This is a genomic window from Vibrio sp. (assembly GCF_984391705.1).
Window position 1 is genome coordinate 347,676 of record NZ_CFHWOM010000001.1, and the last position, 13,825, is coordinate 361,500.

Genomic DNA, 13,825 nt, shown 5'->3' on the forward strand with positions numbered 1-13,825 from the left:
TTAATCCAACTTAAAACGTACTGGGATTTTGACTCGGTGCGCGACATTTTTTCCGTTTACCGAGTGTGGGGAAAATTTCCACTTTTTAATTGCATCAAGTGCCGATTTATCGAGCATTTTGGCGCCAGACGACGTAATCAGAACTTGCTTAACTTGTTTGCCGTTTTCATCCAACCAAACTTCATACTCGACTACCCCTTCAATCCCCCGTTTCTGAGCGATTCTCGGGTACTTTGGTTGACGTGGCTTAGTCAGAAATGAGGGGCGTTCAACCAAGACTGGAGTGTTGACTGCCCCCGCACGAGCGGCAGGCTCGCTTTTGACCTCTTCACTCTCTTGCTTGTTGGGCTCGACTTTTTTTACCACTTTGTCTTCAACCACAGGTTTAGTGGTGGGCTTTTTCGGTTTTGATGTCTGTTTCTCAGCAGGTACTGATTTTTTCTTTTCGACCTTTTTTACCTCTGGTTTTTTCTTAACCGGTTTAGGTTTTTCTTGTTTCACTACTTTTTTGGGCGTTTTAGCCGGTGCCTTTTTTACTTCCTTCTTGACAGTCGGCGGCACAACAGGCTCAGGTGTCGGTGGCACTACTTCTTGTTCTAAAGCTGGTGTCTCTTGTGGCACAGGCTCTTGCGCTTCAGTAGCCTGTTCCACTTTTTTGCTAGGCATTGGGGCAAACTTTATCGAAACCGTAGGTGTGTCTGCACCAGATGGCGCTGCATGGGACTTGGGTTCATGGGCGACAAAGAGGAAAGCGGCATGTATTGCTAAAGATACGCCTCCTGCAATTGAATATCGCTTCAGATTCACGTTGTCCTCACAAAGGGTTAATTACTAAAAATGGAAGAGGATTATTACTCACAATACAAATAAGATCAATTATCAATTGCATTATCATTTGCGTCATTTTAAGATGCTGACAGATTTTTTGATTATTGACGCGAAGCTAGGGACGACAAGCGTTGAGAGAGTAATAAGATGCTAGATATTTATAAATTTGATGAATCTATTTTGGGGGCTGATTCCCCTGATCCTCTTCGTTACGCGTTCCCGAAAAAATTGTCGCCACATGCTGGGGGAATGGCATCTCCAATTCCGCCAGAGCAAAAGATTGAAATACTAGAGCGTTTGTACAATCAGCAAGGTCAGAAAAGCGACAAACGGTGCCTGTATATTCATATCCCTTTTTGTCGCGTCCGCTGTACCTTTTGTAACTTCTTTCAAAATGCGGCAAGCAGAAAGCTTGTCGATGATTATTTTGAAGCATTAATGATCGAAATAGCGCAAAAGTCCGCTCAACCATGGACCCAGACAGGATTATTCCATGCGGTTTACATTGGTGGAGGCACGCCAACAGATCTTTCGGCTGAACAAGTCGAGCGGTTAGGAAATGCAATTCGCAGCTCTTTCCCACTGGCGACGGACTGCGAAATCACGCTTGAAGGCCGCATCAACCGGTTTAGCGACGAAATGTTTGAACGTTCATTAGATGGTGGTTTCAACCGCTTTTCTTTTGGTATTCAGAGTTTTAACACACAGGTTCGTCGTAGCGCGAAGCGATTGGATGATCGTGAAGACGTGATGGAACGAGTCGCATCTTTGAGTGCAACAGGTGAAGCGCCAATCATTGTCGATTTGCTTTATGGACTGCCATATCAAACTGCCGAGGTGTTTGAGCAGGATTTGATTGATTTTATGGCGACAGGAGCCCACGGGTTAGATCTCTACCAACTGGTAGTCGGCGGTGGGGCTCCTATGATTAACCTTGTGGAAAAGGGAAAAATACCTGCGCCAGCGTCAACGGTAGATAAAGCGACTATGTACGAAATTGGTAGTCAATTTATGGACAGGCACCACCTGAATCGTTTGAGTGTAAATCACTGGGCGAGAGACAATCGTGAGCGTAGTCAATACAACAGCTTAGCCAAAACCTATGCAGAAGTATTACCAATCGGTTGTGGTGCTGGCGGCAATATTGGCGGTTACGGAATGATGAACCATCGCACGCTTGAAAGTTATATGAATGCCATTAAGTCGGGTGACTCAACGGTCGCGATGATGACTAAGCAACATGCGTTAGAGCCGTTATTCGCTGCGTTAAAGTCTGGGTTTGATCATGGTTTTGTGAGTCGAGAGAAGCTTCCGACTTTCAGTGGCCAAGCAAGCTTCGAGTTTTTAATGCCCTTATTTGAGTTGTGGCAACAGCGTGGTTTAGTCACTGTTGATGAAAACTATCTCGTTCTGACACTCGCAGGCCGTTTTTGGGCAGTCTCGTTAGCGCAGTCGACTATTCAAGTATTACAACAAACCTATCGACAACAGACTGCTTTAGAAACAGCAGTATCGTTATAAGTGGAAAATATGGAAACATTACAACAGCAAGTCGCACAATTGATTGAGCAAGAACCTACCTTACTGCCAGCAGCAATTGCTGAGCGCCTTGATATCTCAGAGTTTGAAGCAGTTTCAGCGCTGCCAGAAGAGATGGTAGCGCTAGTGCCGGGTGAGCAAGCTCAGGCTATTTTAGAGCAGTTAGTTGGCTTCGGACCAGTGACCACGATCGTTCATTCATTTGGCTCAATTTTTGAAGTAAAAGCGCCATTTCCTAAAGGAAAAGTTGCGCGAGGTTACTACAACCTAATGGGGCGCGAGGGTGAACTGCACGGACACTTAAAGCTAGATAACGTAAAAAACATTGCCCTAGTCAGTAAACCATTTATGGGCCGCGAAAGTCACTACTTTGGTTTCTTCAGCGAAGAAGGTGGCAATATTTTTAAGATCTACTTAGGTCGAAATGAAAAGCGTGAACTGATTACTGAGCAAGTAGAACAGTTCAAGCAGTGGCAACAAGAATTTAAGAAATAACCATAATAGTATTAGAACTGCTGGTGATGTGTCTCAACGCGTTGCCAGTGATAAAGAAAGTCAGGAGTCAACAATGGATCAACAAGTAAAGCAAGAGCGTCTGCAAGGTCGTTTGGGGCCAGAAATTCAAGAGTTTCGTCAAGAGCGTCGTACGCTGCAGCTAGCGACTGTTGATGAAGAAGGTCGTCCAAATGTAAGTTATGCGCCTTTTGTTCAAAACCAGGACGGTTACTTTGTGCTTATTTCAGAAATTGCACGCCATGCACGTAATCTTCAAGCGAATCCAAATGTTTCTATCATGATGATTGAAGATGAGGAGAGCTCAAAGCAGCTCTTTGCCCGTAAGCGTCTAACTTTTGATGCTGCGGCAAGTGTGGTTGATCGCGAATCAGAGCAGTGGCAAGTTGTGATCGAGCAGATGAAAGAGCGCTTTGGTGAGATCATTGATGGCTTGAGTCAGCTACAAGATTTCGTGCTGTTCAATATGAAACCAGAAAAAGGTTTATTCGTTAAAGGGTTCGGTCAGGCTTACCAAGTCTCTGGCGATGATTTAGTCGATTTCGTGCATCTGCAAGAAGGCCATAAAAAGGTGTCTAACGCTTAGATTTCTTGCACAGTTTTAGGCTGTGTTAGAATCTGTACAGAAGGGGCTTGATGCCCCTTTTTTGATCTAAGGAGAATACGTTGAAGCCTGTAAGTAAAGACCACGGAGAAATCTGTTATCCCTTTATCTATGAAGAGAGTCCAGTATGTGATTTTGAAATTGCGAGTGATGAGCTATGTAGTCGTATCGGACTCGTTTTAAGCTTAGAGCTTGACGAGCTGAGTCGTGACATACTTTGTCGTCTTCAGCCCAATGTATATCACTTAAATGGGTCTGTCAGAGGCAAGCTTGCGGTTGAGGAAAGTCAGCTGCAAGAGCTGTATCAAGATTATAATTGCCTCAGAGATAAACTAGATGGTGGTTTTAAGGGGTTTGTTTTACCTGGTGGTCATCGCGTGGCATCAGAGCTTCATCTTTGTCGAACCCAAGCGAAAAAAGTTGTGCGAGCACTGGTTGCTGTGCAGCACTCAGGTAAGCGAACGCCAGATCCAATTCTATTTCGTTACGCTAATTTGATTGCAAACGTGATGTATGCACTCGCTTCCTATACCAACCGAGTGCAGCGGGTACAGGAAGTGGAGTTTGTAAGTCGAAGCTACTAGGGCGTGTTGTGCTTAGCGCAGAGCTTGTGGGTTGGCGATGTTTTCCGGCTGACCCTCTGCAAATTTAGCGACGTTTTCTAGTGCCCATTTAAAGTACAACTCATAGCTGTTTTTTTCAACGTATCCAAGGTGCGGTGTTGCGACAACGTTGTTTAAATTGAGTAGCGGCTGGTTTTGCTTGTCTGCTGGCTCTTGTTCGAATACATCGACCGCAGCGAACTTGGCAGGGTTCTCTACTAAGGTTTGATAGAGCGCATGGGGTTCGATGAGCTCTGCGCGACTGATATTGACCAGTAGTGAGCCGTCTTTCATTCTATCGAGATCTTGCTTTGTGACGATATAGCGAGTCGCTTCATTTAGGCGCAGGTTGAGTGAGATGATGTCACAGTGGCTAAAGAATTCTTGTTTGCTTGTTGCCGCTTGATGGCCAGCTTGCACTGCTTTAGATCTTGAATTTTCACTGCCCCAAACCATGACCTTCATTCCGAAAACTTCGGCAAAGGCTGATAAACGCTGGCCTATTTTACCAAACCCCCAGATACCGAGTGTTCGCCCATGCAAGGTAGAACCTAATCCAAGTGATCCTGATTGCTGCCAACTTCCTTGCTGCAAGTTTTGTATGTAGCTAGGTAAGTGGCGAGACGCCGCCATGATTAAAGCCCATGCAAGTTCTGAAGGAGCAATCGGAGAGCCAACACCTTCCGCTACGGCGACATTGTGCGCAGTGCAATCGTCCAAGCTTATGTGGTTACTGACCTTACCAGTTTGACTTATCAACTTAAGATTTGGCAGTTGGGCTAACAGATCACTAGAGATCTCTGTACGTTCTCGGATTAAGACGATCGCTTCAAACGGCTTTAGTCTAGTCGCCAATTTGTTTAAGTCACTTATGGTGTCGTTAAATACCGTAACGTCGTGGCCGCTGACAGCATCAAAACAACTTAAGTGTCGCACTTGGTCTTGGTAGTCATCTAAAATCGCTATTTTCAATGGTACTTCCTTATATTCAACTGACGTTATTCGATTAAAAACTTGAGTTTGGCTGACTTAGGAACTCTATTTCTTCTTCGGAACTTTTTCGCCCTAAAATGGCATTTCTATGTGGATACCGACCAAACCTATCGATGATAACTTTGTGCTTTATTTCAAAGTCATAATTATTCTCTAAGCCTGATTGATTGAATAGTTCCACGGCTCTTTCATGAATAATCTTTGATTCACTATGCATAAATGGCATGTATAAAAAGGATTTCTCAATGGTCGATAAGGTTTGGTCACACTGTTGTGCAATTGCTTCTTGCGCAAGGGCTAATGCTAAAGCGTCTTGGGTGAAAGCGTTAGGGGTGCCTCGATAGACATTTCTGGAAAACTGATCGAGAACAATGATTTCTGCGAGTCTTCCTTTACTTGTGGTTCTCCATGAATAAAGTTCTGATTTTGATGCACTTTCTAGCACTGCTTGAAAGCGTGTTTTGATAAGATTGTCGATATCACTATCGCTCACAAACCAATCTTTGGGTTCAAGTTCCTCAAACCAGAACTTTAGAACGTCTTCAGGTGTGATTACATTGTCCATATTGTCTCCCATACTGAATAAATGCTGGATATTTATCTCTGAGCACTGACAACAATAAACCATAATGTGATGGAGTTTAAGAACCGAAACAAAAAACTGCTGAGTCTAAGGAAAATTTTCCAGCTATCTATTCAATGCTCAAGACTATTTAATAAATAATTAAGGCAGTTTTGAATTAAAAAACGAAACTATATTCATTGTGGATTTATCTGGATTATTATCCGGTATTATTCATCGCCTATTAAATAGATGGTTGTCACGAATTACAGTTCAATATTTATTTAACCTCTCACTCGAACAATAAATACATATTTCTATTTTACATTTTTGCCGACTCTGGAGGGTAGGTTTATGCGTATCGTATTAGCATTAGGTGGCAATGCATTACTTGCTAGAGGTCAAGCTTTGACCGCTGAGAATCAAAGAGAAAACATCCAAAAAGCAGCAAAGAATATTTCTGATATAGCTGGAGAGCATCAAGTGGTCATTGTGCATGGCAACGGTCCGCAAGTGGGTTTGTTGATGGAGCAGAATGCAGCCTATCAAGAATATTCCCCACAAACGACGCCTTACCCAATGGATGTGTTAGGCTCTCAAACTTGCGGTATGGTTGGGTATATGCTGCAGCAAGAATTGCGTAACTGCGATAATAAGCTCAACATTGCGACCTTGTTGACGCAAACTCAAGTCAGCAAGCAAGATCCTGCATTCTCAAATCCCACCAAATTTGTTGGTCCGGTCTACAGCGAAGCGAAAGCTAAAGAAATGATGGCGTGCAGTGATAAGCAGTTTAAGGCTGACGGAGAGTACTATCGTCGCGTAGTTCCATCTCCTATGCCGAAAGACATTGTCGAAGTCGACCAGATCGAAACCTTATTAAGTGCGGGGAATGTGGTTATTGCTTGTGGTGGTGGTGGCGTACCTGTAGCAATTGAAGAAGGCCATAGTGTTGGTGTCGAGTGCGTGATTGATAAAGATCTGACGGCTGAGCTATTGGCTGAAAAAATTGGTGCAGACCTGTTTGTCATTCTGACCGATGGTTCTATTTACCGAAACTATGGCAAAGAAGATCAAGCTGAAATGAAAGTGGCAACGCCGCAAGGGCTCGCAGAGTTTTCTTTCCCTGCAGGTTCAATGGGGCCAAAAGTTGATGCGGTATGTAAGTTTGTTGAATCCGGTCGTGGTGAAGCAGCGATTGGTTCTTTGTTTGAATTAGACAAGGTTATAAGTAAACAAGCGGGCACTTTGATCACTCAAGGTGAAGGTATTGAATACTACTAAGCGACTCTACTCGATTTAGTTGATTCCTGACTGAATTTATACTCTCAATAGGTATTGGCTTTTTGGGGCCAATACCTATAATGCGCTTCTCTATTTTTTACTCTGACGTTTTGCATGAGTGCAACAATTCCTAAGCCTGACAGAATCACAGCGATGCGTTCAATCATCGAACAGGTCAAATCAACGTTACCTCTTTACGAACCAGAAACCTTTATCTGCGGATCAAAGGGTAATTGCATGGGATGTCCGAAAAAGTTACTTGAAATGGTCGACTCTGAATTGACGTATTGGGAATCAGCGATAGAGCGAGGACTAACCCCTCAATTTGATGAGATTCGACGATTCGGCAAGATGTGCTCTAGTGTTAGGCGCGCAATGCAAAAAAACGGCTTATTGGTGACATCATAGGTTGTTCACTAACGCTGCGCTTGTTTGAAGCGAGATATTCCTCACACTTTCTTTAGAACTTGCTCCTATTGAACTACGTTTATAAAAGGCGTATTGAGGGAGAATAGGTTATGGATAATGTGTGGGCCTGCCGTCAACTGCTGGTGTTGCTAGCTTTGATCTTTTCAACAACTGCGTTAACTCAGGAGAAAAACGATCTAAGAGAGTTATCGTTTTTCACTGAAACTTACCCTCCAGCCAACTTTTTAGTTGACGATAAGATTACTGGCTACTCTGTCGATATCTTGCTAGCTGCGAGTGAGATTGTGGGCGAGCCTGTTGACCTAGAACAGCTCACGCTACAACCTTGGGCTCGCTCATATCGTACGGTGTTAACCGAACAAAACTCCGTCCTTTTTTCAACTACTCGCTCAGAACATAGAGAAAACCTGTTCAAATGGGTCGGACCTATCGCCGAAATTAAAGTGGTGGTGCTGGCTCGCAAAGACTCGGGAATTGAAATTACGCGGCCAATGGATATGGCCAACTATCGGATAGGCGTAATCCGCGATGACATCGGTGAGCAGAGCCTCCTTGAGCTTGGAATCCCGAGGAACTCAATGCAAGAGGCAAATTACGTTACGGTTCTTGCCGAGCAATTAATGAAGAAGAGAATCGATTTGCTCGTCTATTCACAGCGTGCGGCTTACTGGTGGTCTAAACAAGCAGGATTGGATCCAGATCTTTTTCAGCCCGTCTATTTGGTCCGTGAAGGTGATGTCTATTTCGCGTTCAATAAGCTGACGGATTCCACCGTAATCGAAAAGCTACAGCGCGGATTAGATTTGTTAAAATCCACCAAAGGTGAATCAGGGCAAACGCTCTACGAAGAAATTCTCTCCAAATACTAAAAGAGCAGCTTCTGCTGCTCTTGTCGATTACACTTTAGCTTTTTTTACAAAGTATGGGTTATCAAACTTCTTTGGGCTACCTAGCTCTGAGACAACAAGCTTGTTCCACAATACTTTGTCAAACTCGCCCTTTTCCAGCGAAGGATAGAGCGTTTCTTGTTCTTCCAAAGCCATGCGGATGAACTGCTTCTTCTTGATTTGATTATATTTGCGAGCGACTCGGTTGTGCTTGGCAATCCACTCTTGTTTGAAGGCGACCAATCCAGGTTCAGCGACTTCCAAAGGTAAGCGAGATAAGTAAATGCGCTTGTATGATACTTTGCGATCGAGCATTGTGCGCATCGCTGTTTGAATGTATTTACCGTGGTTGGTAACCGAAATATCGTCTTTATCAAACAGTTTTACACACCAACCACTTGGAAAGTAATTAGGCTTTTTAAACTGTTTGTTACGAACATCAATGGCTTCATGCATAACCAAATCGGATGTGCCATTAAATGTTTGCTGCCACTTTCCAATGCGAATTTGGATCGCAGTTGGCAAGCGATAAATATTCGTGAACTTATCTTGATCCATATACCAATACACTTATTACTGTCAAAAACCAAAAGACTAAGTCAAGCGTTATAGCAGTAAGGTTATTCTTTTACACAAGGATGAATTGATGCGGAACGATGTTCCTGAAGCGTATTTTAGAGAAAACGAATAAAAGTAGCTAGATATAATTGGTCAAGAAATGGTTAGATTGTGACGGCTTAGTATAACGTTGGCATCGAACGAGGCTATTCTCAAGAAAAAAGCTCGCAGGTTATACCGCGAGCTTTATATGAATTAATCGTAGATAGTTGGGATTGGTTGGCGTTTGTGTTGAGTCACTTTATAGATGTGAACCAATCGCTCAGTTACTTCTGCAGATACAGGCTTACCTTCTAGGAAGTCATCAATTTGATCATAAGTGAGGTTTAGCGCGTCTTCATCAGCTTTTTGAGGATCAAGCTCTTCAAGGTCTGCTGTTGGTACTTTCTTGACCAGTAACTCTGGAGCACCTAGCGTGGCGGCAACTTCGCGAACTTGACGTTTACTTAGGCCGAAAAGCGGCGCTAAATCGCATGCACCGTCACCAAACTTGGTGTAGAAGCCAGTGATGTTCTCTGCTGAATGGTCTGTTCCTAATACTAGGCCACCGACGTAGCCAGCGATTTCGTATTGTGCAACCATGCGGGCACGGGCTTTTACATTACCTTTTACAAAATCGATTTTAGCAGCATCTTCTGGAACCAAACCAGTACCTTCAAGTGCAGTGTTTGTTGCGGCATGGATACCGTCAACACCTGATTTGATATTAACAGACACTGAGTGTGTTGGCTGGATAAAGCCTAAAGCAAGTTGTGCTTCGTCTTCATCTTTCTGCTCACCATAAGGTAGACGAACCGCGATAAACTGGTAGCCTCCAGTCGTTTCTTCATTCAACTGATCTACAGCAAGCTGAGCCAAACGACCGCAAGTAGTCGAGTCGACGCCGCCACTGATGCCAAGAACAAGTGCTTTGCATCCTGCTTCCTGCAATTTGCGTTTGATAAAGTCGACACGACGGGTAATTTCGAAGTGAGGGTCAATCGATGGCAGTACGCGCATCTCGTCGCGAATCAACTGTTCCATTCTGTTTCCTTCCTGCAAGCAATAAAGTTAAAATTTGTCATGATACTGAGTCACCTTAAGAGATGACCTTTCTGATAAAGTAATCTCTTAAGATGACAGAGTTACATGATACCTAAATCCAACTAATAGAAAACTGTGATCACAGTTTTCGGCATAAAATAAGGGAAAAAATGAGCAAAATTGCAGTTTTTGGTAGCGCCTTTAACCCACCAAGCCTTGGTCATAAAAGTGTGATTGAGTCACTTGCTCACTTTGATAAAGTGTTGTTACTACCTAGTATTGCTCATGCTTGGGGTAAGGAAATGCTTGATTACTCTGTACGCTGCGAATTAGTCGATGCATTTATTCAAGACTTAAATATGGATAATGTGGAACGCTCGGACATTGAAGAGCACTTATACCTTCCTGGAGAAAGTGTGACGACTTTCGCGGTTTTGCAGGCCTTAGAAGAACGGTATGAAAATTGCGAGTTAACGTTTGTTATGGGGCCAGACAACCTACTTAGTTTTGCTAAGTTTTATAAGGCCGATGAAATACTTAGCCGCTGGACAGTAATGGCTTGCCCTGAAAAGGTGAAGGTGAGAAGTACGGATATTCGAGCGGGGCTTAAGAAAGGTGACGATATTTCGTCATTGACCACGAATAAAGTGTGGCAAAAATTGGCCGAAAAAGCGTACTATTAAGGGTGTTGTACGATATATTTGAGGTGTGAATGAGAAGTTTGCGACTGATGTCTTTGCTGAGTGTATTTTCTGCATCCACGTTTGCGTGTGAGATGTACCAAACAAACGCGCCTCAAGAGTCGGTACTTTTCCATTCTCCCAGCGGTGTCTGCTTCTCACTTCTTGAAGGGATTGAGTACACTGCCAATAAAATCGACCAACTGTATGATTTTGTCAGCGATGAGAAGAAACCTGACTATACCAGCTATTGGGAAGATTGGGTGTTGCAGAGCGAGACCAATCCTATTTTGACGCAAAGTCTCGCTTCTAATTATGTTGGGGTGGGCGTTTGGGTCCCGTCAGAGCTTGAGAATCGTCTACATTCGATGGACACGGAAGAGTGGATAATGAGCCATGGTCTTCAATTGAGCCTAGGCTTTGGTAGCAAATCGTCCGGAGAGCCTCGAATGAGACTCGACTATCGTTGGCACGATCGATATGACGGTGATGTAATGATGCAGATCGAGTTACCGTTTTAGTACAGTATGGCCAGTTGAGTAGCTAAATATAGTCTACTCTTCAAACTTCACAGGGTGTTTGGTTTTATTCAACCTAATTAGTCGCTTATATAGTGATCCCAACTTAAATTCCAAAATTTTGATGTGACCAGATGAATGGTTAGACCTATTGATAATTGGAATATTCATTTAGCTCATTTATAGTCGCGTGCCAATGATAACAATCTTATAAATTGCACTGGAAGTCTATTTTGCTTGCTCGTTTTATACATCTTCTTTTTGGTGGCTTTTTTATGGCTTTTGGGTTGTCGCTACCGGTGCAAGCTAAGCCGATTCAACTGGACTTGTATACTCAAGAATTTCCACCTCTCCAAGTCAAAGTGAATGAAAAACCTGAAGGTTATGTCATCAAGTTTGTTCATGAGATTGTAGAAGAAGCCGCTAAATCCTTACCGATGGAAGTTGCCAACGTTCATTTTACGCCGTGGAAGCGTGCTATACGTATGACTCAGCGCTACGAAAATAACCTATTTTTTTCAATTTCGCGTACAGAAGAACGAGAAGATGATTATCAGTGGATAGGTGAAGTGTCTCCTTATGAAGTCGCGTTATATCGTTATAAAGATGGACCTGATATTCGTCCACTCGACATGGATGAACTGCGTGATTTCCGTTTTGGTGTTCAGACTGCCAGTTCGTTTGAAGAGCTGCTGAGTAGACTCGGCATGAATAACAAAATTCCTGTAGGGCAGGGGAAAGATGTGATTCGTTTATTAAGGGCTGACAGAGTCGATTTTGCGCCCCTAGTAACCGCGAGTTACCAGTATCGAATGGAACAGTATGGCTTTAACCCCAATAACTTTGTCGAAGTGATGAAAGTGCGTCAACTGTGTAAGGAGCTTTGGTTAGTGACAGGCAAGAAAACGTCACCGGAAGTTGTGGCCGCACTGCGCACTAGCTTTCAGCGGCTAAGAGATTCGGGAATGAGAGAGCAGCTAATCGCAGAATACTCTCCCAACAGCCCGGTGATGGCAACTTACCGAAACCAATCAAAGTAGAACTACATCGTTATCTGGTTAAAGTCGATCCAGCCGTTAGCGAGTAGTTCGGGAGCACTGATCTTGTCTGAGATGTTGAGATCTTGCTTAACGTGATACAGCGGCTGATAGATTCCCTTTTTTATCCAGTTTTTCTCGAGTGTTTCAAAACCTCTCAATCTGCCACGTGACGTAGAGCGCGACATAATGTCGATGATTTGCTGATCGCGCTTAGCTTTATCTTTGTCATTTAGGCATGCTTCGTTCGAGTTCGTTGATAAGAACCAGCCTAACCATGCCATTTCAATATCTTCACTGAATACTTCTCCGGTGATGATGATATCTGCGTTAGTCAGCGTCTCTTCTTGGTTGAAGTCAGGGTATGGCAAGATTTTAAATTCACACGGTATTCCTCGATTTTTAAGTGTGGTTACCACTTGTTGGCTGACTGCTATGTGGGTGGCAAGCTGATAAGTCATCACGATTAAAGGGGGTGATGGTTTTGTTTGGACATCGTAGAGCTTCGTTTGAGCTTCTTTAAACCGTAATGACTTGGGGGACGATATCATTCCACTAGCCTGTGTAATTTCTTCGCAGTCACTATCTTGTGGGGAAGGCATTGAACAAAGAACTCGTTGTAACCAGTGGCGATGAGAACGTTTGTTCATCCATGGATGTCGATATGGGTTCAACATGCTGTGTACGCAGCCTTGCTCCCATTGGTGGTAATGAGTAAAACCTTCGCGATTTTGCTTTAAATGACTGCCATGAACCACATCACTATTGGGTTCAAACTCTTTCGCTTTATCGCCTATATTCCAAATTTCGATGCCATCTATCCAGGGGCGGTATCCGTGATAGCGAGGATTTGCTTTAAGGCGCGTGATCCAAGGCGTTTGTTCGGTGAGAATAAATGAACCACTACCATAGATTTTGTCGTCAACTTGTTTACAAATCCCCATAGCTCCTTTTGTCAGCAGTTTTGGCATTAGGTTCGGCAAAGAATAACTCACAAAATCAATAGAGTACGTATCTTTCACGATGACTTGCTCGATGAAGCGAAACATCTGCTTGGATACAGAGTTAGAGGCCATGAGTCGTTCAAAATGTGCTTTCACGTCTCCCGCATGTAAAGGGCTGCCATCATGAAAATAGAGGGATTTACGAAGAGTAATACTAAGTGTATTACCGACTAGTTTCCAAGATTGAGCGAGGTCTCCTTGGAAGCCTTGTCCATTAGGATTGGCCTTTAGAAGGTTTGCGTATAGGTAGTCTGCGATATGCTGCTCGGTGCGACGGTTAATACCAATAGGGTCTAAGTCATGCGTTCCTCGGTAAAAAGGAATTTGCAATATATGGGCTTTTTTCTGCGAGGTTTGATATTGCTCTAGGTAATCGCTCAGAAACTGATTACGTTTTGATGAGTCGATAAGGCTTAAGGCGCTCTCTACCTGCCCTTGTTTCACTAGGTGTTCGGCTTGACGGGTGAGCCGTTGGTTAACATCCTTTAATCGCCGTGAAGTCGGTAAGTTACCTCGGCCGATTCCTGGCTTCCACTCGATAATGTCTTCTTTTATTAATCGCTTAATGAGTAGTTGCGAATTTCGCCGAGTACATCCGAGGGCGTGGCTAAATTGATCTAAAGAGACTGCTTTCCAAGCATCACAGGATAAGTTTTGCTGACAAAAAGCCAGCGCCTTCCAATAGCGCATAAAGGTGAAATCCT

Annotated in this window: 16 protein-coding genes; 10 read left to right on the top strand and 6 right to left on the bottom strand. The window is 43.6% G+C overall.

The features are described from left to right. On the bottom strand, positions 1–807 hold the full coding sequence (locus AC4MRV_RS01665) for an energy transducer TonB (protein ID WP_491185677.1): 807 nt from the start codon (positions 805–807) through the stop codon (positions 1–3). A gap of 168 nt (positions 808–975) precedes the next feature. Between AC4MRV_RS01665 and hutW the strand changes: the two genes are divergently transcribed. From hutW to AC4MRV_RS01685, 4 genes are all read left to right on the top strand, one after another. Further along, positions 976–2,349: a heme anaerobic degradation radical SAM methyltransferase ChuW/HutW gene (hutW, locus tag AC4MRV_RS01670; protein WP_491185678.1), complete on the top strand. Its 1,374-nt coding sequence runs from the start codon at positions 976–978 to the stop codon at positions 2,347–2,349. A 9-nt stretch (positions 2,350–2,358) separates the two neighbouring features. After that, positions 2,359–2,862 carry a heme utilization cystosolic carrier protein HutX gene (hutX, locus tag AC4MRV_RS01675; RefSeq protein WP_491185679.1) on the top strand — a complete coding sequence of 168 codons (504 nt, stop codon included), beginning with the start codon at positions 2,359–2,361 and terminating at the stop codon, positions 2,860–2,862. Between the two features lie 73 nt (positions 2,863–2,935). Then, entirely contained in the window at positions 2,936–3,466 is a 531-nt protein-coding gene (hutZ, locus tag AC4MRV_RS01680) for a heme utilization protein HutZ (protein WP_491185680.1), read from the top strand. A gap of 80 nt (positions 3,467–3,546) precedes the next feature. Then, positions 3,547–4,068: an ATP:cob(I)alamin adenosyltransferase gene (locus AC4MRV_RS01685; protein WP_491185681.1), complete on the top strand. Its 522-nt coding sequence runs from the start codon at positions 3,547–3,549 to the stop codon at positions 4,066–4,068. Between the two features lie 12 nt (positions 4,069–4,080). On the opposite strand, the gene AC4MRV_RS01690 is transcribed toward AC4MRV_RS01685, so the two are convergent. After that, positions 4,081–5,058: a D-2-hydroxyacid dehydrogenase family protein gene (locus tag AC4MRV_RS01690; protein WP_491185682.1), complete on the bottom strand. Its 978-nt coding sequence runs from the start codon at positions 5,056–5,058 to the stop codon at positions 4,081–4,083. Positions 5,059–5,092: 34 nt separating this feature from the next. Next, positions 5,093–5,644: a DUF924 family protein gene (locus tag AC4MRV_RS01695; RefSeq protein ID WP_491185683.1), complete on the bottom strand. Its 552-nt coding sequence runs from the start codon at positions 5,642–5,644 to the stop codon at positions 5,093–5,095. A 351-nt stretch (positions 5,645–5,995) separates the two neighbouring features. Here AC4MRV_RS01695 and AC4MRV_RS01700 point away from each other — a divergent pair, with 351 nt between their 5' ends. The 3 genes from AC4MRV_RS01700 (at position 5,996) to AC4MRV_RS01710 (ending at position 8,223) form a co-directional block, all read left to right on the top strand. Next, complete coding sequence (locus AC4MRV_RS01700) at positions 5,996–6,925, top strand: carbamate kinase (protein WP_491185684.1); 930 nt, start codon at positions 5,996–5,998, stop codon at positions 6,923–6,925. A 114-nt stretch (positions 6,926–7,039) separates the two neighbouring features. Further along, positions 7,040–7,333, top strand: a complete 294-nt coding sequence (locus tag AC4MRV_RS01705; RefSeq protein WP_491185685.1) for a hypothetical protein — start codon at positions 7,040–7,042, stop codon at positions 7,331–7,333. A gap of 110 nt (positions 7,334–7,443) precedes the next feature. After that, positions 7,444–8,223 (top strand): substrate-binding periplasmic protein, encoded by a 780-nt coding sequence (locus tag AC4MRV_RS01710; RefSeq protein WP_491185686.1) that lies wholly within the window; start codon positions 7,444–7,446, stop codon positions 8,221–8,223. Between the two features lie 27 nt (positions 8,224–8,250). Here the strand turns inward: AC4MRV_RS01710 and AC4MRV_RS01715 are convergent, their stop codons facing one another. Together AC4MRV_RS01715 and nadE are read right to left on the bottom strand one after the other, a co-directional pair. Then, the gene (locus tag AC4MRV_RS01715) at positions 8,251–8,799 is read right to left on the bottom strand and encodes an MSHA operon transcriptional regulator (RefSeq protein WP_491185687.1); all 549 of its coding nucleotides are present in this window, start codon (positions 8,797–8,799) and stop codon (positions 8,251–8,253) included. Between the two features lie 255 nt (positions 8,800–9,054). Then, entirely contained in the window at positions 9,055–9,882 is an 828-nt protein-coding gene (nadE, locus tag AC4MRV_RS01720) for an NAD(+) synthase (protein WP_491185688.1), read from the bottom strand. Positions 9,883–10,052: 170 nt separating this feature from the next. On the opposite strand from nadE, the gene AC4MRV_RS01725 reads away from it, so the two are divergent. The 3 genes from AC4MRV_RS01725 (at position 10,053) to AC4MRV_RS01735 (ending at position 12,120) form a co-directional block, all read left to right on the top strand. Beyond that, positions 10,053–10,565, top strand: coding sequence for a nicotinate-nicotinamide nucleotide adenylyltransferase (locus AC4MRV_RS01725; protein WP_491185689.1), 513 nt, complete (start codon positions 10,053–10,055; stop codon positions 10,563–10,565). Positions 10,566–10,594: 29 nt separating this feature from the next. Further along, complete coding sequence (locus tag AC4MRV_RS01730; RefSeq protein WP_491185690.1) at positions 10,595–11,083, top strand: hypothetical protein; 489 nt, start codon at positions 10,595–10,597, stop codon at positions 11,081–11,083. Positions 11,084–11,355: 272 nt separating this feature from the next. Then, the gene (locus tag AC4MRV_RS01735) at positions 11,356–12,120 is read left to right on the top strand and encodes a substrate-binding periplasmic protein (protein WP_491185691.1); all 765 of its coding nucleotides are present in this window, start codon (positions 11,356–11,358) and stop codon (positions 12,118–12,120) included. A gap of 2 nt (positions 12,121–12,122) precedes the next feature. Here AC4MRV_RS01735 and AC4MRV_RS01740 read toward each other — a convergent pair whose 3' ends face one another. Further along, entirely contained in the window at positions 12,123–13,811 is a 1,689-nt protein-coding gene (locus tag AC4MRV_RS01740) for an ABC transporter substrate-binding protein (protein WP_491185692.1), read from the bottom strand. Positions 13,812–13,825: the final 14 nt, after the last annotated feature.